This window comes from Microbacterium sp. JZ101, assembly GCF_053903175.1.
In genome coordinates, this window is record NZ_CP096400.1 from 1,618,117 (window position 1) to 1,634,709 (window position 16,593).

The window sequence follows — 16,593 nt, forward strand, 5'->3', positions numbered from 1 at the left end:
CGTCCAGGCAGTCTGCCGTCATGGCACGGAAGGACGACCTCGGTCGAGCGGGCGAGGAGCGCGCGGCGCAGTACCTCTCATCGATCGGGTACGAGATCCTCGACCGCAACTGGCGGTGCGCTGACGGGGAGATCGACATCGTCGCGTGCCGCGGCACACGGCTCGCGGTCGTCGAGGTCAAGACGCGCACGGGCACGGCCTTCGGCCATCCGCTCGAGGCCGTCGACCGGCGCAAGCTGCGTCGGCTGTGGCGGCTCGCGGCGGCGTGGACGCGCGCGCACCCCGGAGCGCTGCTCGGCCGATCCCTCCGGATCGACGCGGTCGCGATCGTGGGCGCCGATCCCGGGACGGGCGCCCTCGAGCATCTCGAGGACCTCCGATGACGGTCGCGCGGACGTGGGCGGTCGCGCTCACCGGGCTCACGGGCGAGCTCGTCGAGGTGGAGGCCGACGTCACGTCGCATCAGCCGGAGATCCGGATCATCGGCCTCGCCGACCGCGCGCTCGGCGAGGCCGCGCGCCGGGTCACGAGCGCGTGCGAGAACAGCGGGCTCATGCTCCCGTACCGACGCCTCACCGTGAACCTGTCACCGGCGGGGCTCCCGAAGCACGGGACCGCGTTCGATCTCGCGATCGCGGTGACCGCGCTCGCGACCGACGACCGCCTGCGCCGGTCATCGGCGGCCGAGGTGGTGCATCTCGGCGAGCTGGGGCTGGACGGGCGCCTGCGGCCCGTGCCGGGCATCCTGCCGGCCGTGCGCGCCGCGGTCGCCGCGGGCCGCACCCGGGTCGTGGTCCCCTGGGCGAACCGGGAGGAGGCCGAGCTCGTCGCGGGCGCCGAGGTGCGCGGGGCGATCTCGCTCGCTCAGGTCGCGGCGTGGCACGGCTCAGAGGTGGAGGTGCCGGACCTCCCGCCGATCCCCGGCCCGCCGGCGCCCGAGGCCGACGAGGACGACGTCGACCTCGCTGACGTCGTGGGGCAGCGCGACGCCGTCGAGGCGCTCGTCGTGGCCGCGGCGGGCGGTCACCACGTGCTCATGTCGGGCCCGCCGGGAGCGGGCAAGACCATGCTCGCCCGCCGTCTGCCCGGCATCCTCCCGCCGCTCGACGACGAGGCAGCCCTCGAGGCCGCATCGCTGCGATCGCTCGCGGGGGAGCGGGTCGTGCGCCTCGACCGGCGGCCGCCGTTCGAGGCGCCCCACCACTCGGCGTCGACCGCCGCGCTCATCGGCGGCGGGTCGCGCACCGTGCGGCCGGGTGCGATCGCGCGCGCGAGCCGCGGGGTGCTGTTCATCGACGAGGCGACCGAGGCGTCGTCGTCGACGCTCGACGCGCTGCGCCAGCCGCTCGAGCAGGGGCGCATCGACATCCACCGCGCGGGGTTCTCCGCGCGCTTCCCGGCGCGCTTCCAGCTCGTCCTCGCGATGAATCCCTGTCCGTGCGGGGAGTACGGCGTGCGCGGCGGGTCGTGCACGTGCTCTCCGCACATCATCCGCCGGTACGCGCAGCGCCTCTCGGCTCCGCTGCTCGACCGCATCGACATCGATCTGCGCGTCGAGCGGATCGCGAGCATCGCGCAGACGCGCGCGGGAGACGCCATGTCATCGGAGGAGGGGCGGCAGCGCGTGCTCGCGGCGCGGGATCGGGCGCGGGAGCGGCTGTCGGGAACGCCCTGGCGCATCAACGCCGAGGTCCCCGGGACGTGGCTGCGGCGCGGGCCGCGAGCGCCCGACGCCGCGGCGCTGCGGGGGCTCGACGCCGCGCTCCAGCGCGGGCTCATCACCCTGAGGGGCTACGACCGCGTGCTGCGGGTCGCCTGGACGGTCGCCGATCTGGCCGGCAGGGACCGACCGGACGCGGCGGATGTGGGCAGGGCGCTGTTCCTGAAGAAGGGGGTTGTGGCATGACGCTGCTCGACGACGATCGCGTGCGCCGAGCGGGCGCGCCGCACAGCCGGGAGGATCCGGCCCGTCTGGCGCGCGCGGTGTGGACCGCCATCGTCGAGCCGGGCGACGGGACCGCGGGCGCGCTCGTCGCGGCGCACGGTCCGGATGAGGCTCTGCGGATGGTCGAGGCGGGGCTGCACGACGGATCGCTCACGGAGCTGGGGCTGGGCGCGCAGGCGCTCGCGGCCGCTCGGTCGCGGTGGCAGCCGCGGCTCGACCCCGCGCACGTCGCGCAGGCCCTCGCGCAGGGCGCTCGCGCCGGGCTGGTGCTCGTGACCCCGGAGGACGCGGGGTGGCCCGAGCAGCTGACCGACCTCGGCACGCACGCGCCGCTCGCTCTGTGGACGAGAGGCGACGTGACGGGCCTCTCGCGCATCGCACGCTCGGTCGCGATCGTGGGCGCACGCGCGGCGACGCCATACGGGGAGCACGTCGCGGCCGAGCTCGCGGGCGAGCTCGCGTCTCGCGGCATCGGCGTGATCTCGGGCGCCGCGTACGGCATCGACGGCGCTGCCCATCGCGCGACGCTCGGCGTCGGCGGGCTGACGGTCGCGGTCGTCGCCGGCGGCGCCGACCGCGTGTATCCCGCCGGGCACGCTCGCCTGTTCGCCGACATCGCGCGCGTCGGCGCGATCGTGAGCGAGACGGCGCCGGGCGCGACGCCGACCAAGTGGCGGTTCCTCCAGCGGAATCGGTGCATCGCCGCGCTGAGCGCCGCGACGGTCGTCGTCGAGGCCGGCGCGCGCAGCGGCACGCTGAACACGGCAGGGCACGCCGCGGCGCTCGGGCGACCGCTCGGAGCCGTGCCCGGACCCGTGACGAGTGCGACCTCGGCCGGCTGTCATCGCCTGCTGCGCGAGTTCGACGCGCAGTGCGTCACGTCGGCCGCCGACGTCCTCGAGCTGATCGGCGAGGGAGCCGACGACGCGACCGCTCTGGGCGGTCCATCCGCGGAGGAGGTCCGCGTCCGCGATGCGCTCGCCTCCCGCTCCCCACGCGATGTCGATGAGATCGCACGGCGCAGCGGGATGGCCGTGGAGGCCGTGCAGGCCGCGCTCGGCCTGCTCGAGCTGGCCGGCGCGGTGCGACGGACGGACGGCGGCTGGGTGCTCGCCTGAGATCCGAGGGTTCCTGCGCTCACGACCCTCCGGCGATCGCCGCAGCCAGCCAGCGGCCGAGCTCTCCGAGACTCGGGCCGTCTCCGTCACCCCGCGTGCGGTGGGCGCCGTCGAGAAGGGCGGCATCCGGGTGCGGGCCGCCGTTGACGATCGCGACCAGCTCGAGATAGCGGCCCTCGGTCGTGCGGTACTCCTCGTCCTCAAGGGCCTCGAGGGTGAGGCTGTCGACCGTGCGATAGCGCTCGGCGAGCCGTGCGCGGACGTCGTCGTCGGCCGCGACGCCGAACGTCCCGGCGAGCTCGTCGACCAGCTGTGCGGCGAGGGAGGCCACGTGGGGATCGTCCGCCGCGAGACCCGCCTGGTGAGCGGCCGTGAGCCGGCGCATCAGGTCGGCGCCTGCCGAGTGGATGAAGTCCTGCACGGGAGGCGAGGACATCTCCGGACCGGGGAACTGCGCGTACGTCGCGTGCAGGTAGGAGCGGATCGCCGCGCGGAACCGATGGTCCTGCAGGAGCTCCGCGAGGCTCAGCCAGGCGTCGAGCTGCTCGGGGGCCGGGTCGGGCGGCAGCACCGGCCGCACGTCGCGGATGCGCTCGGACGCCTCCTGCGGAAGGCCGGCGGTGACCTCGTCGAGGAAGTCGTCGATGAGCCGCTGACGCTCGGCATCGGGCATCGTCACGAGCCTGCGCAGGAGGTTCGCGCGCTCCGCCGTGCCCTCCTGTCGCACGAGCGCGCGGAGGACGGCGCGCTTCGCGTCCAGATCCGCGGCCCGCGTCTCGATCACGTGGAGATGCTCGGCGAGCACATCCCGCAGCGAGCTCGTCCCGGCGAGCACGCGGCGCACCTGCGGCAGACCGGTCTCGAGGTCGCGCAGCGTGCGGACGAGCTCGAGCCGCGCGATCGCGTCCACGTCGTAGAGGCGATGGCCTCCGTCGGTGGCGTCGGTCGCGTCGACGAGTCCCTCGTCGTCGTAGTAGCGGATGGCGCTGACGCTGAGTCCGGTGCGATGCGCCACCTCGCCGATGGAGGAGAGAGCGTTCTCGGAAGTGTTCATGTCCTCACCCTGAGGCCTCAAGCGGCTTGAGATGCAACCCCGATCTCCCGACAGCGGCTCCTCCCTCTCAGTGCGCGTGCCCGCCGTGCATCTCGCCGTGCGGCACCGCGTGCGTCCCGGGCTCGGTGAGCGACAGGGCAGGCGTCGTGACGGCGGCCACGAGCGTCGCGCCCACGAGCATGCCGAGGACGGCGCGCGCGGTGCCGCCGGGCGCGGCGCAGGCCCTGCGGCGCACGGCGCGCGCGGCGGCCGCCGCCACGACGAGCAGGAGCGCGATCGCGACGGCCATCGGAGCGGGACCCATCCCGCCCGCGACGCCGATCGCCGTCGTCAGGAGGGCGAGGGCGAGCGAGCCGCCGAGTGCCGCGCGCGACGCGACGATGCGCCCGGCACGCAGGGCGGCTGCGCCCCAGCCCAGCTCGGCGACTCCGGCGGCGCACAGGAGAGCCAGCAGCCACCAGGGGGACCCCGCGGCGACGGCGAGATGGGCCAGGCCCGCCCCGCACGCGGCGAGGGCGGGCCAGGTGCCGGTGAACGTCACGCGATCGACTCCCGCCCCACGGACCGCTCGGCGCCGAGCCCCACCGCGAGGAGCACGAGAGCGCTCGCGAGGTGCAGGACGTGGTCTGCGGTGTTGAGCGCGAGGATGTTCAGCGCCGTGCCGACGAGGAAGAAGCCCGCGATCCCGAGGAGGAGGTACGCGGCGCCGACGGTCGCGTTCACGGCCCTCGCCGCACGGACCCCCGCCATCCCGGCCGCGACGAGCGCGGCGCCGATCGCGAGGTGCGCGATGTTGTGGAGCGGATTCACCTGGAAGATCCCGAGCAGCAGCCCGCCCTCCGTGGCGAGGAATCCGACGCCGCCCGTCACGGCGAAGCCGAGCAGCCCGACGAGGACGTACACGGCTCCGAAGACGGTGGCGACGATCCGATTGACTGAGGTGCGCATGAGCTTGCTCCGTTCTGGCACGGTCCATCCGTGTCGATCTCTCTTCGGAGCCGCCGCCGATCCGGATGGGCAGCGTGCGAACCGGCGCGGCGCGCCCGGTCCCCGCGCGGGCCGGGGCACCATCGGAGGATGCAGCTGCTCCGCGCGATCGACGCGTTCGGCGCGCATCTCGAGACGGTGCGGCGCCTCTCGCCCGCGACCGTCCGCGCCTACCGGGCCGACCTCGCCGATCTCGCCGATGCGGTCGGCGATCGCGAGCTCGCCGACGTCGACCTCGACGCACTGCGCGACTGGCTGTGGCGCGCGACGCAGCGCGGCGACGCGCGCTCGACCGTCGCCCGGCGCACGTCGTCGGCGCGCGCGCTCTTCCGCTGGGCTCGCGAGGAGGGCCTCATCGAGGTGGACCCGAGCCTGCGCCTGGTCACGCCGAAGCGCGGCCGGACCCTGCCGCACGTCGCAGCGGCACCTGCCCTCGACGAGCTCCTGCGCCGGATGGCCGCGGCTGCGGCCGACGGCGACCCGCTCGCGCTGCGCGACCACGCGCTCATCGAGCTCCTCTACGGCGCGGGCGTGCGGGTCTCGGAGCTGTGCGGCCTCGACGTCGACGACGTCGATCTCGATCGCGCCACGGCGCGCGTCGTCGGCAAGGGCGCTAAGGAGCGTGTCGTGCCGTTCGGAGCGCCGGCCGCGCGCGCGATCGCCGCGTACCTCACGCGCGGGCGCCCGGCCCTGGCCGCGCGCGGAGATGGAGCAGGCGCCGCGCTCTTCCTCGGCGCCCGCGGTCGGCGCGTGGGGCCGCGCACGGTCTACGAGCTCGTCGCCCGCACCGTCGCGCCCGCGATGGGCGTCGAGACGGTGGGGCCGCACGCCCTGCGGCATTCCGCCGCGACGCACCTCCTGAATGGCGGCGCCGACCTCCGCGCGGTGCAGGAGATCCTCGGTCACGCGAGTCTCGGCACGACCCAGATCTACACGCACGTCTCCTCCGAGCGCCTCGCGGCGGCCTACCGCCTCGCGCATCCGCGCGCCTGACGCGCGATCGCCCGGAGGCGAGCCGCGCTCAACAGCAGGGGAGGAGCACCGCCCGGGGAACCCCGCCGAGCAGGAGGAGCGGGTTGATGTACTCGCCGTGGAGGCGCACCCCGAAGTGCACCGCGCCGGGCGCGGCGTGGCCGCCCGACGCGAGCGCGCCGATCTCCTGCCCGCGGGAGACCGCGTCGCCCACGGCGAGCTCGGTCGTCGCGGGCTCGAGCGTCGTGACGAGCCCGTCGCCGTGGTCGATCGTCAGGAGCGGCCGGTCGACCACGACCCCCGCGAATGCGATCACTCCCGACGCCGGGGCGCGCAGGGGAGCGGCATCGGCCGCGAGGTCGATGCCGCGGTGCCCCGGACCGTAGCGGTGCGGCGGCGCCTCGAAGGGGCGGACGATCCGGACGTCCTGGCTCACGGGCCACACCCACTGCTCGGCGGTCTCGATGCGGACCTCGGTGTCGGCCGGTGCCGCGGACGGCGCATGCGCCGCCGCGGGAGCCGCGCCGGCGCACACGAGTGCGACCAGGAGGACGAGGACGGAGCGGGCTGTGCGCTGCATGTCCTCAGCCTCGGCGCGCGCGGCGGCCCGCTTCGCTCGAATGCGCGGCGGGGGACGAGGGAGCCGCGTGTCGCGCGCCTGTGCACGCGCCGTGGGGGAGACGAGCGCCTGGTATGCTGGGGGATGCATCCCGTCTCGGGATGACTACGCGTGCCCTCAGCGACCTCGTCTCCGGACGATCGTCGTGGCGCGACTCCCCTCGGTCCCTTCTCGAAGGGCGGGAGTGCGTCGGGCACCAGGCTCGCCGATCGTCCGATCGGCGGAATCAACCGCATGGCGCGCGAGCGCCCAGATCAAGGAGCACGACCATGGCCGTCGTCACCATCCGCCAGCTGCTCGACAGCGGCGTCCACTTCGGACACCAGACCCGTCGCTGGAACCCGAAGGTCAAGCGCTTCATCCTCACGGAGCGCAGCGGCATCCACATCATCGACCTCCAGCAGTCGCTCGGCTACATCGACAAGGCCTACGACTTCGTCAAGGAGACCGTCGCGCGCGGCGGCACCATCCTCTTCGTCGGTACGAAGAAGCAGGCGCAGGAGGTGCTCGCCGAGCAGGCGACCCGCGTGGGCCAGCCCTACGTCAACGAGCGCTGGCTCGGCGGTCTGCTCACCAACTTCTCGACCGTGTCGAAGCGCCTCGCGCGCATGAAGGAGCTCGAGGAGCTCGACTTCGACGACCCGGCCGGCACGGGCTTCACCAAGAAGGAGCTCCTCCTCAAGCGCCGCGAGCTCGACAAGCTCCACAAGTCGCTCGGCGGCATCCGCAACCTCAGCAAGACGCCGTCGGCCCTGTGGGTCGTCGACGCCAAGCGCGAGCACCTCGCGATCGACGAGGCGAAGAAGCTCGGGATCCCCGTCATCGGCATCCTCGACACGAACGTCGACCCCGACGACCTGCAGTACCCGATCCCGGGCAACGACGACGCCATCCGCTCGGTCTCGCTGCTGACGCGCATCATCGCCGACGCCGCCGCCGAGGGCCTCCAGCAGAAGCACAACCCCGAGGGCGAGGCCGAGCCTCTCGCCGAGTGGGAGCGCGAGCTCCTCGAGCAGGGCTCGACCGAGGCGCCCGCCGAGGTCGCGGAGGCTCCCGCCGCCGAGGCCGCGCCGGCCGAGGCTCCCGCAGCGGAGTAATGCTCGACGAGGCGGGCCCCACCGGGCCCGCCTCGCTCAGGTCACCGTTCCACCACGAACAAGGAGAGCCAGCACCCATGGCCAACTTCAGCATCGCCGACATCAAGGCTCTGCGCGAGCAGCTCGGCACCGGCATGGTCGACACCAAGAAGGCGCTCGAGGAGGCTGACGGCGACGTCGAGAAGGCCGTCGAGATCCTCCGCCTCAAGGGCGCCAAGGGCAACGCGAAGCGCGCCGACCGCGCGACGAGCGAGGGCCTCGTGGTCGCCCGCGAGCAGGGCGGCAAGGCGACGCTCGTCGAGCTCGCGTGCGAGACCGACTTCGTCGCGAAGAACGACCGCTTCATCGCGCTCGCCGACAAGGTCGCCGACGCCGCCGCCGCGGCCGCCGCCGACTCGGTCGAGGAGGCCCTCGCGGCCACCGCGGGCGACCAGACGGTCGAGCAGCTCATCTCCGATGAGGCCGCGATCATCGGCGAGAAGGTCGAGCTCCGCCGCGTCCGCACCCTCGAGGGCGACGCGTTCCAGGTCTACCTGCACCGCACGAGCAAGGACCTGCCCCCGCAGGTCGGCGTCATCGTCGCGTACACGGGCGACGACGCGGAGACGGCGCGCAGCATCGCGCAGCACATCTCCTTCGCGAACCCGTCCTACCTCTCGCGCGACGAGGTCCCCGCGGCCGACGTCGAGAAGGAGCGCGAGATCGTCACCGAGATCTCCCGCAACGAGGGCAAGCCCGAGGCCGCCCTCCCGAAGATCGTCGAGGGACGCGTGAACGCGTTCTTCAAGCAGGTCGCGCTGCTCGACCAGGACTACGCGAAGGACAACAAGCTGTCCGTCGCGAAGGTCGCGCAGGACGCCGGCATCACGATCACGGGCTTCGCGCGTTTCAAGGTGGGCGCGTAACGACGTGACGGAAGGGGGCTCGGATCCGCGGATCCGAGCCCCCTTTCTCTGCGCGCGGAGGTCGACACGCGACATCCGCGTGCCTGCACAGGGAGCTGCCGCCTGCGACCGGTAGCGTGTATCGGCGACGAGAGGATCCACAGTGAGCGAAGTGACCAAGCGGCGGGTGCTGCTGAAGCTGTCCGGCGAGGCGTTCGGGGGAGGGCAGCTCGGGGTCAACCCGGATGTCGTCAGCCAGATCGCGCGCGAGATCGCAGAGGCGTCACAGGACGTCGAGGTCGCGGTCGTCGTCGGCGGAGGCAACTTCTTCCGCGGCGCTGAGCTCTCCAAGAGCGGCATGGACCGGGCGCGCGCCGACTACATGGGCATGCTCGGGACGGTCATGAACGCCCTCGCCCTGCAGGACTTCCTCGAGCAGGCGGGCGCCGCCACGCGCGTGCAGTCCGCGATCGAGATGCGCCAGGTCGCCGAGCCGTACATCCCGCTGCGCGCGGAGCGCCACCTCGAGAAGGGCCGCGTCGTCATCTTCGGCGCGGGCGCCGGCCTGCCCTACTTCTCGACCGACACGGTCGCCGCGCAGCGGGCCCTCGAGATCCGCGCGACCGAGGTGCTCGTCGCGAAGAACGGCGTCGACGGCGTCTACACGGCCGATCCGCGCACGGACGCGACGGCGACGCGACTCGACCACGTCACCTACTCGGACGCCCTCATGCGCGGCCTCAAGGTCGTCGACGCGACGGCCTTCAGCCTCTGCATGGACAACGGGATGAACATGCGCGTGTTCGGCATGGAGCCCGCCGGCAACGTCACGGCCGCCCTGCGCGGCGAGCCCATCGGCACGCTCGTCACGGCGTGACCTCGCCGGGCGCCGGCACGGCGCCCACTAGACTTTTCCCAGCACCACCGACGAATGGAGTCACCGTGATCGCGGACGTTCTTGCCGATGCCACTGCCCGGATGGATCGGGCCGTCGAGGCGGCGAAGGAGGACTTCGCGACCGTGCGGACCGGCCGCGCGAACCCGCAGCTCTTCCAGCGCATCCTCGTCGACTACTACGGCACGCCCACGCCGCTCCAGCAGCTCGCGTCGCTCGCGAACCCCGAGGCGCGCACGCTCATCGTCACGCCCTACGACAAGTCGGCCCTCAAGGCGATCGAGGACGCGATCCGCGAGATGCCGAACCTCGGCGCCAACCCGACGAACGACGGCAACATCGTGCGCATCACGATGCCGGAGCTCACGCAGGAGCGCCGCAAGGAGTTCGTCAAGATCGTGCGCACGAAGGGCGAGGACGCCAAGGTCCGCCTGCGCGGCATCCGCCGTCAGGTGAAGGACGACCTCGACGCGCTCCGCGACGAGATCGGCGAGGACGACATCGTGCGCGGCGAGAAGGAGCTCGACGCCATCACCAAGGCGCACGTGGACAAGATCGACGAGGCGCTGAAGCACAAAGAGGCAGAGCTCCTCGAGGTCTGACCTGGCGATGACGGACGTCCCCGGATCGGAGCCCCCGAGCGAGCCGCGCGGCGAGCAGGGCACGTTCCACGAGCGCGTGCACGCGGCGCGCGGCGAGTTCGAGCATCAGGTCGCGCATGCGCGCGAGCAGTTCGAGGAGAAGAACGAGCGCATCAAGCAGCGCACGGGGCGCGACCTCATCGCGGCGATCCTCGTCGGCGTCGCAGCGGGCGCGGCGGTCGTCGTCTCGCTGCTCGTCGTGAAGTGGCTCTTCGCCGTCGTCGCGCTGCTCGTGTCGGTGCTCGGCGTGCACGAGCTGTGGCGCGCGCTGCGCGACGGCGGCCGGCGCATCGACCTCGCTCCGCAGCTCGCGGCGGTCGTCCTCATCCTCGCCGCCGGCTACTTCGCCGACCTCTGGCTGCACTGGGTCGCCCTCTTCGCCGCCATGGCGCTCATCGTCGTGTGGCGCCTCCTCGCGCAGATGACGGCGCAGGACGGCCGCACGCCGCAGGACGTGCTGGCCGACGTGCTCGTCGGGGCATTCGTGCCGCTGTACGTCCCGTTCCTCGCGAGCCTCGCGCTCGTGCTCCTCCGCGAGGACCGCGGCGAGTGGTGGATCCTCGCGTTCCTCATCGTCGCGGTGGTCGCCGACACCGCGGCGTACGCATCCGGACTCGCGTTCGGCCGCCATCCGATGGCCCCGCGCATCAGCCCGAAGAAGACCTGGGAGGGATTCGCGGGCGCTGCCCTGGGTGCGCTCGTGGCGGGCGCGCTCCTCGCGCAGTTCATGCTGGGGATCCCGTGGTGGGCCGGTCTCGTCTTCGGCGCGGTCATCCTCTGCACGGCGACCGCGGGTGATCTCGGCGAGTCGATGATCAAGCGCGATCTGGGCATCAAGGACATGTCGTCCGCGCTCCCCGGCCACGGCGGAGTGCTCGACCGGCTCGACAGCATCCTGCCGTCGGCGGTGGCGACGCTCGCCCTGCACTTCCTCCTCTCACCTCTGGCGGTATCGTGACGGACTCCTCGACCACCCTGCCGTTCCCCCTCGCGACGGGCCGCGAGAAGGGGTACCAGCGCGACGCGGTGGATGCCTTCCTCGCTCGCGCCCGTGCCGCCTTCGAGCAGCAGGGGGACGACGAACTCGATGCCGAGCAGGTGCGCTCGGCGGCCTTCCCGCTCGTGCGCGGCGGATACCGGATCTCCGCGGTCGATGCGGCCCTCGCCCGAGTCGAGGACGCGTTCGCCGCTCGGGAGCGCGAGCGCGCCGTCAGGACGGAGGGCGCCGACGCCTGGGTCGAGCGCACCCGCCGCGAGGCGCAGGTGGTGCTGGACCGACTCCAGCGGCCCGAGGGGGAGCGCTTCGCGCGCGTCGGCCTCCTGCGGTACGGATACGCCCGCTCCGAGGTCGACCTCGTGGCCGATCGCATCGTCGCCTACCTCGCGCAGGGCGCCCCGCTCACGGTCGAGCAGATCCGCCAGACGGCGTTCCGGATGACGCGCGACGGCTACCGCGAGGAGCAGGTCGACGCGGTCCTGGACGCGGTCATCGAGATCATGCTCGCCGTGCGCTGACCACCCGGGGGCCGGGTATGTCACAGTCGCATAACACACGCTAGACTCGAGGAACTGTGACTTCCGGACCCGAGCAGACCCGAGCCCTCACGCGCCGCGAGGCGCGCGCCATCGCGACCCAGCACGCGGCGCTCCTGCAGACGTCGACGCACGAGCGCACGCCCCGGCGTCGCGTGATGTCGGTGCTCGCGGGGCTCGCGGCCTTCGGCCTCCTGGGCGGCACGATCGTCACGACCGGCGCCTCGATGGCGCAGGCCGAGCAGGCGACCGAGGGGACGTCGTCGTTCGCCACGGCAGCCGACGAGGCGCAGGTCTACATCGCCGCGGCGGACCTCGCGCACGCGGGCAGCCTCGACTTCGGCGCCTACGAGGTGTACGTCAAGCCGACCCCCACGCCGACGCCCACCCCCGAGGTCGCGGAGGTCCCCGAGGGCGGCCAGCAGGCCCCTCAGCAGGAGAGCTGGGCCGCGCCGTTCGTCGCACCCGACCCCGGCACCGCGCAGGCGATCGCCTACGAGATGGTGACCGGCCGCGGCTGGAACGACAGCGAGTTCGCCTGCCTCGTCGCGCTCTGGAACCGCGAGTCGGGGTGGAACGTGAGCGCGTACAACCCGTCCAGCGGCGCCTACGGCATCCCGCAGTCGCTCCCGGGCAGCAAGATGGCGAGCCACGGCGCCGACTGGCAGACGAATCCCGCGACGCAGATCGCGTGGGGGCTGGACTACATCGGCGGGCGCTACGGCACGCCCTGCGGCGCGTGGGGGCACTCCGAGTCGGTCGGCTGGTACTGAGCCGTGCCGCGGTCGAACCGCCGCCGGCGCGACAGCGGCGGCGACGCCTCGCTCGACCGCCTCATCGCCGGCTGGCGTCGCACGGAGTTCCGGCGCGGACACGAGTGGTCGGTGCAGCCGGTCGGTCCCGGCCGCTCGGAGAAGACGTACGCCTGCCCCGGCTGCGCGAACCTCATCGAGATCGGCGCCGCGCACGTCGTGGTGTGGCGCGAGGACGGCGTCCTCGGCCCCCAGGCGGATCTCGCGGCGCGCCGTCACTGGCACACCCACTGCTGGAAGCTGTTCTGAGGAGGACCGGATGGAGATCCGCGGAGCCGCCCTGCTGCCCGCGCGCCGCGAGGACATCGAGCTGCGCACGTCCGACGGGCTGACGCTCGTCGGCGAGCTCGCGACGCCGCTCGAGCGCGAGCCGGTCGCGACCCTCGTCACGCTCCACCCGCTGCCCACGGCGGGCGGCTTCATGGACTCGCACATCATCCGGAAGGCCGCAGCGCGCCTCCCCGCGCTCGCGGACCTCGCTGTCCTGCGCTTCAACACACGAGGGACGACGTCCCCGCGCGGTACGAGCGAGGGGGCCTTCGGAGACGGCGTCGCGGAGGCGGCCGACCTCGCGGCCGCCATGGACCTCGTCGCAGAGCGCGGTCTTCCCCGCCCCTGGCTTCTCGGATGGTCCTTCGGGACCGAGGTCGCGCTCAAGCACGGCCGTCCGCATCCGATCGAGGGCGCCATCCTGCTCTCCCCGCCGCTGCACCGGGCCGGGGACGACGACCTGCGCGCCTGGCAGGGCGACCCCCGGCCGCTCGTCGCGCTCATCCCCGAGTTCGACGACTACCTCCGCCCCGCGGAGGCCGCCGAGCGCTTCGCGCTCATCCCGCACCTCCGGCTCGTGCCCGTCGAGGGCGGCAAGCACCTGTGGGTGGGCGAGAAGCAGACCGCGCGCGTGCTGAACGAGATCGTCGAGGTCGTGAATCCCGCCGCGGCCCCCCTGCCGACGGAGTGGCCCGACGCCTGATCAGCGCGCGTTCATGCGCGGGATGAGCACCTGCCGGTAGATGATCAGCACGCTCGCGGCCACCGGGATCGCGATGAGCGCGCCGAGGAGGCCCAGCAGCGCGCCGCCCGCGAGCGCCGCGATCACGACGACGCCGCCGGGGACGGAGACCGCCCGGCTCATGATGCGGGGAGACAGGACGTACGCCTCGATCTGCATGTACACGAGGTAGTAGACGGCGGCGATGATCGCCGTCGTGGGGGAGCCGAGTCCGGGGATCAGACAGGTGAGAGCGATGATCGTCGAGCCCGAGATCGTGCCGACGAGCGGGATCATCGAGCCCAGGAAAGCGACGACCGCGAGGACGGTCGGGTAGGGGGCGTCGATGATCGTGAGGAAGATCGCGCTGAGCACGCCGTTGATCGCGGCGAGCGTGATCTGGCCCATGACGTAGTAGCCGACCGAGTCGGTGATCTGCTCGGCGATGTTCGTGAAGCCCTCGCGCTTCGACGCGGGCACCATGCGGTAGAGGGCCGACTTGAGCGACGGGGTCGACGCCGTGAGGTAGATCGTCAGGATGAGCACGATGAACGCGCCGAAGAGACCCTGGACGACATTGAGCGTGACGCCCACGACGCCTTCGCTGATCGTGTCGATGTTGCTCGTGAGCCAGTCGTTCACGAAGTCGAGGACGGTGTCGATCTCGAGCGTCGGGAAGGTCACGAGCGACCACTCGCGCAGATCGTCGAGGAAGGTCCCGCGGTTGACGATGAGCGTGATCTGGCCCACCAGCTGCCCGATCTGATCGACGAGCACCGGCAGGATGATCAGGACGATCCCGGTGAAGAGCCCGAGGACGGCGAGGATCGCGATCGTGACGGCCAGCCAGCGCGGGAGGTGGCGGCGCTCGAGCCACGAGACCACGGGGTCGAGGCCGAGCGAGATGAACAGCGCCGTCCCCACGTAGAGGATGATCGTCGAGAGCGACTGCAGGCCCTCGATGAGCAGCAGCCCCAGGCCGACGCCGAGCGTCGCGACGAGCGCGAGCCGGAACGGGTTGTGGATCTTCATACGCGCCCTTCTCCCGGCCGACGGCTGCGCGCCGCGGGCCTCTCGCCAGGATAGGGGTGCGTCGGCGCCGCGCCCGAGAGCGACCTGCTCGTGGGCGCCTTTCAGTTCGATTCGCTAACCTGAGCAGTCGGATGTCGAGACCCGCCGCCCTCGCGCGGGTCGGCGAGGAGTCATTTCGTGCGTTTCGTGTGGGCGGTTCTGGCCTTCGTGCTCGCGGCGGCGTCGTTCGGCGCCGGACTGGCGCAGCGCACCGTGTTCCTGGGCCCCGAGTCCGCCGAGCAGACCGTCTCGGTCGACGAGGAGCTGCCGTACCTCGTGATCGACGGCGACGCGTTCGCGCTGCGCCCCGGCGCGCAGACCCTCACGGTCCGGGGAGAGGGCCCCCTCTACACGGCCTACGGCCGCACCGCCGATCTCGAGGCGTGGCTCTCGGACCAGCGCTACAACCGCGTGAGCGCCGGCGACGGCGACGAGCTCGTGACGAGCGTCGTCGAGCCGGAGGTCGAGCCCACCGACGGCACCGAGGGGCGGAACCCGCAGGGATCCGACCTCTGGATCGAGGAGCAGACCGCCGAGGACGAGATCGTCCGGACGGATCAGCTCCCCGAGGGGATGAGCATGCTCGTCGCGGTCGACGGCAGCCAGCCGGCGCCGTCGGACGTGTCGATCGTGTGGCCGCTCGACCAGAAGACCCCCTGGTTCGGGCCGCTCATGGTCCTCGGCGGCATCTTCCTGGTGACGGGCCTCGTGCTGTACATCCTGGCGCTGCGCCACACCCGACGCCGGCGCGGCCCCATCCGCAAGGGCCCGGCCCTTCCTCCTGCCGAGGGAGACGACGACGGCGCATCGAAGGGCGTCATCTCGACGTCGCGCCGCGGTCGGCGGGCGCTCGTCGCCGTGCCCGCACTCGGCCTCTCCGTCGGCCTGCTCGCAGGGTGCACGGCAGACTCGTGGCCCGAGCTCGGCGGCGCCCCGACGCCGACCCCGACCCCGACGGCGACCGCCACGCTCGCGCCCGATCAGCAGCCGTCCTCCCTCACCGAGGCCCAGGCCGACCGCATTGTCGGCGAGATCTCGGAGACCGTCGCCGCGGCCGACGAGAGCCTCGACATCGACCTCGCCTCGCACCGCCTCTCGGGCCTCGCGCTCGAGACGCGCGAGGTCAACTACCGGCTCCGCGCCGAGATCGAGGACTACCCGCAGGCGGTCTCGATCCCGACCGGCCCCGCGAGCATCGTCCTGCCGCAGGCCGTCGAGGGATGGCCGCGGACGGCGCTGCTCATCGTCGCCGACGAGGACGACACGACGGTCGCCCCCACGATCCTCTCGATGACGCAGGACGACCCGTGGTCGCGCTACCGGGTCACCTACCTCGCCAACCTCGAGGCGGCGGCCGAGACGCCGCAGCTCGCGCCCGCGTGGCTGGGTGCCGCGCTCGTCGCCCCCGACTCGCCGTTCCTCGCGCTGGCGCCCGATCAGGTGGCGGCGGCCTACGCCGACATCATCGGCCGCGGCGAGGAGAGCGAGTACGCCGATCTCTTCGACATCTCGAACGACGGCTTCCTGACCGCCGTGGCCGAGAAGCGCCAGGCGACGATCGACAGCTTCAACGAGACCGGCGCCGAGACGGGCACGATCGAGTACGCGCAGGGGGCGAACCCGACGCCTCCGATCGCGCTGGCCACGCTCGACAGCGGCGCGATCGTCGCGGTCGGCGTCGACGAGACCGAGACCGTCCGCCCGACGAACGAGGACGCCGTCATCCGCTTCGAGGATGACGCGGCCCTCTCCCTCCTCACGGGGGAGACCGAGTCGCCCACGGGCGTCGAGACGCGCTACACCGATCAGCTCTTCTTCTTCGTGCCCGCGCAGGGGTCGGACGAGCGGATCCGCCTGCTCGGCTACACGTCCGCCATCCAGTCGGCCGAGCTCCTGCCCGAGCCCGAGGACGCCGAGGCCTCGGAGGGCGACGCCGACGCCCCGGAAGGCGAATAGGCTCGAAGTCTCCCCATC

The 16,593-nt window shown here is 72.8% G+C and carries 19 protein-coding genes; 14 read left to right on the forward strand and 5 right to left on the reverse strand.

What is annotated here, in order from left to right:
• The first annotated feature begins 20 nt into the window (after positions 1-20).
• Genes M1D56_RS07495 through dprA form a run of 3 tightly spaced genes read left to right on the forward strand, consistent with a single transcriptional unit; the run spans position 21 to position 3,063 of the window.
• On the forward strand, positions 21-383 hold the full coding sequence (locus M1D56_RS07495; RefSeq protein ID WP_271171736.1) for a YraN family protein: 363 nt from the start codon (positions 21-23) through the stop codon (positions 381-383).
• Positions 380-1,906: a YifB family Mg chelatase-like AAA ATPase gene (locus M1D56_RS07500; protein ID WP_456285128.1), complete on the forward strand. Its 1,527-nt coding sequence runs from the start codon at positions 380-382 to the stop codon at positions 1,904-1,906. Before M1D56_RS07495 ends, M1D56_RS07500 begins: the two co-directional genes overlap by 4 nt.
• Positions 1,903-3,063, forward strand: coding sequence for a DNA-processing protein DprA (gene dprA, locus M1D56_RS07505; RefSeq protein WP_456285129.1), 1,161 nt, complete (start codon positions 1,903-1,905; stop codon positions 3,061-3,063). Before M1D56_RS07500 ends, dprA begins: the two co-directional genes overlap by 4 nt.
• A gap of 19 nt (positions 3,064-3,082) precedes the next feature.
• Here dprA and M1D56_RS07510 read toward each other — a convergent pair whose 3' ends face one another.
• From M1D56_RS07510 to M1D56_RS07520, 3 genes are all read right to left on the reverse strand, one after another.
• Positions 3,083-4,117: a helix-turn-helix domain-containing protein gene (locus M1D56_RS07510; protein WP_456285130.1), complete on the reverse strand. Its 1,035-nt coding sequence runs from the start codon at positions 4,115-4,117 to the stop codon at positions 3,083-3,085.
• 67 nt (positions 4,118-4,184) lie between these two features.
• Positions 4,185-4,658 (reverse strand): hypothetical protein, encoded by a 474-nt coding sequence (locus M1D56_RS07515; protein WP_456285131.1) that lies wholly within the window; start codon positions 4,656-4,658, stop codon positions 4,185-4,187.
• A complete protein-coding gene (locus M1D56_RS07520; RefSeq protein WP_456285132.1) occupies positions 4,655-5,065 on the reverse strand; it encodes a DUF4383 domain-containing protein in 411 nt (136 codons plus the stop codon). Before M1D56_RS07520 ends, M1D56_RS07515 begins: the two co-directional genes overlap by 4 nt.
• A 129-nt stretch (positions 5,066-5,194) precedes the next feature.
• Between M1D56_RS07520 and M1D56_RS07525 the strand changes: the two genes are divergently transcribed.
• Positions 5,195-6,097: a tyrosine recombinase gene (locus M1D56_RS07525; RefSeq protein ID WP_456285133.1), complete on the forward strand. Its 903-nt coding sequence runs from the start codon at positions 5,195-5,197 to the stop codon at positions 6,095-6,097.
• 28 nt (positions 6,098-6,125) lie between these two features.
• Here the strand turns inward: M1D56_RS07525 and M1D56_RS07530 are convergent, their stop codons facing one another.
• Positions 6,126-6,656 carry a murein hydrolase activator EnvC family protein gene (locus M1D56_RS07530; protein ID WP_282977642.1) on the reverse strand — a complete coding sequence of 177 codons (531 nt, stop codon included), beginning with the start codon at positions 6,654-6,656 and terminating at the stop codon, positions 6,126-6,128.
• A gap of 308 nt (positions 6,657-6,964) precedes the next feature.
• Between M1D56_RS07530 and rpsB the strand changes: the two genes are divergently transcribed.
• From rpsB to M1D56_RS07575, 9 genes are all read left to right on the forward strand, one after another.
• Positions 6,965-7,792 (forward strand): 30S ribosomal protein S2, encoded by an 828-nt coding sequence (gene rpsB / locus M1D56_RS07535; RefSeq protein ID WP_282977643.1) that lies wholly within the window; start codon positions 6,965-6,967, stop codon positions 7,790-7,792.
• A 77-nt stretch (positions 7,793-7,869) separates the two neighbouring features.
• Complete coding sequence (tsf, locus tag M1D56_RS07540) at positions 7,870-8,697, forward strand: translation elongation factor Ts (RefSeq protein ID WP_282977645.1); 828 nt, start codon at positions 7,870-7,872, stop codon at positions 8,695-8,697.
• A 142-nt stretch (positions 8,698-8,839) separates the two neighbouring features.
• Complete coding sequence (pyrH, locus tag M1D56_RS07545; protein WP_271171746.1) at positions 8,840-9,553, forward strand: UMP kinase; 714 nt, start codon at positions 8,840-8,842, stop codon at positions 9,551-9,553.
• A 65-nt stretch (positions 9,554-9,618) separates the two neighbouring features.
• On the forward strand, positions 9,619-10,173 hold the full coding sequence (frr, locus tag M1D56_RS07550) for a ribosome recycling factor (RefSeq protein ID WP_271171747.1): 555 nt from the start codon (positions 9,619-9,621) through the stop codon (positions 10,171-10,173).
• Positions 10,174-10,180: 7 nt separating this feature from the next.
• The gene (locus M1D56_RS07555; protein ID WP_271171748.1) at positions 10,181-11,170 is read left to right on the forward strand and encodes a phosphatidate cytidylyltransferase; all 990 of its coding nucleotides are present in this window, start codon (positions 10,181-10,183) and stop codon (positions 11,168-11,170) included.
• Positions 11,167-11,727 (forward strand): DivIVA domain-containing protein, encoded by a 561-nt coding sequence (locus tag M1D56_RS07560; protein WP_282977647.1) that lies wholly within the window; start codon positions 11,167-11,169, stop codon positions 11,725-11,727. Before M1D56_RS07555 ends, M1D56_RS07560 begins: the two co-directional genes overlap by 4 nt.
• 56 nt (positions 11,728-11,783) lie before the next feature.
• The gene (locus M1D56_RS07565; RefSeq protein ID WP_271171750.1) at positions 11,784-12,518 is read left to right on the forward strand and encodes an aggregation-promoting factor C-terminal-like domain-containing protein; all 735 of its coding nucleotides are present in this window, start codon (positions 11,784-11,786) and stop codon (positions 12,516-12,518) included.
• Positions 12,519-12,521: 3 nt separating this feature from the next.
• On the forward strand, positions 12,522-12,806 hold the full coding sequence (locus M1D56_RS07570) for a hypothetical protein (RefSeq protein WP_271171751.1): 285 nt from the start codon (positions 12,522-12,524) through the stop codon (positions 12,804-12,806).
• A 10-nt stretch (positions 12,807-12,816) separates the two neighbouring features.
• Positions 12,817-13,530: an alpha/beta hydrolase gene (locus tag M1D56_RS07575; RefSeq protein ID WP_271171752.1), complete on the forward strand. Its 714-nt coding sequence runs from the start codon at positions 12,817-12,819 to the stop codon at positions 13,528-13,530.
• On the opposite strand, the gene M1D56_RS07580 is transcribed toward M1D56_RS07575, so the two are convergent.
• Entirely contained in the window at positions 13,531-14,580 is a 1,050-nt protein-coding gene (locus tag M1D56_RS07580) for an AI-2E family transporter (RefSeq protein WP_456285134.1), read from the reverse strand.
• Positions 14,581-14,757: 177 nt separating this feature from the next.
• On the opposite strand from M1D56_RS07580, the gene M1D56_RS07585 reads away from it, so the two are divergent.
• A complete protein-coding gene (locus M1D56_RS07585) occupies positions 14,758-16,575 on the forward strand; it encodes a glycosyl transferase (RefSeq protein ID WP_282977650.1) in 1,818 nt (605 codons plus the stop codon).
• The last annotated feature ends 18 nt before the right edge of the window (positions 16,576-16,593 follow it).

Excerpts from the sequence above, each read along its gene's own strand:
- tsf (WP_282977645.1), top strand. The coding sequence starts at position 7,870 with ATGGCCAACTTCAGCATCGCCGACATCAAGGCTCTGCGCGAGCAGCTC.
- M1D56_RS07580 (WP_456285134.1), bottom strand. The coding sequence starts at position 14,580 with ATGAAGATCCACAACCCGTTCCGGCTCGCGCTCGTCGCGACGCTCGGC.
- M1D56_RS07530 (WP_282977642.1), bottom strand. The coding sequence starts at position 6,656 with ATGCAGCGCACAGCCCGCTCCGTCCTCGTCCTCCTGGTCGCACTCGTG.
- M1D56_RS07575 (WP_271171752.1), top strand. The coding sequence starts at position 12,817 with ATGGAGATCCGCGGAGCCGCCCTGCTGCCCGCGCGCCGCGAGGACATC.
- M1D56_RS07525 (WP_456285133.1), top strand. The coding sequence starts at position 5,195 with ATGCAGCTGCTCCGCGCGATCGACGCGTTCGGCGCGCATCTCGAGACG.
- rpsB (WP_282977643.1), top strand. The coding sequence starts at position 6,965 with ATGGCCGTCGTCACCATCCGCCAGCTGCTCGACAGCGGCGTCCACTTC.
- M1D56_RS07500 (WP_456285128.1), top strand. The coding sequence starts at position 380 with ATGACGGTCGCGCGGACGTGGGCGGTCGCGCTCACCGGGCTCACGGGC.
- M1D56_RS07495 (WP_271171736.1), top strand. The coding sequence starts at position 21 with ATGGCACGGAAGGACGACCTCGGTCGAGCGGGCGAGGAGCGCGCGGCG.
- M1D56_RS07520 (WP_456285132.1), bottom strand. The coding sequence starts at position 5,065 with ATGCGCACCTCAGTCAATCGGATCGTCGCCACCGTCTTCGGAGCCGTG.
- M1D56_RS07510 (WP_456285130.1), bottom strand. The coding sequence starts at position 4,117 with ATGAACACTTCCGAGAACGCTCTCTCCTCCATCGGCGAGGTGGCGCAT.
- dprA (WP_456285129.1), top strand. The coding sequence starts at position 1,903 with ATGACGCTGCTCGACGACGATCGCGTGCGCCGAGCGGGCGCGCCGCAC.
- M1D56_RS07555 (WP_271171748.1), top strand. The coding sequence starts at position 10,181 with ATGACGGACGTCCCCGGATCGGAGCCCCCGAGCGAGCCGCGCGGCGAG.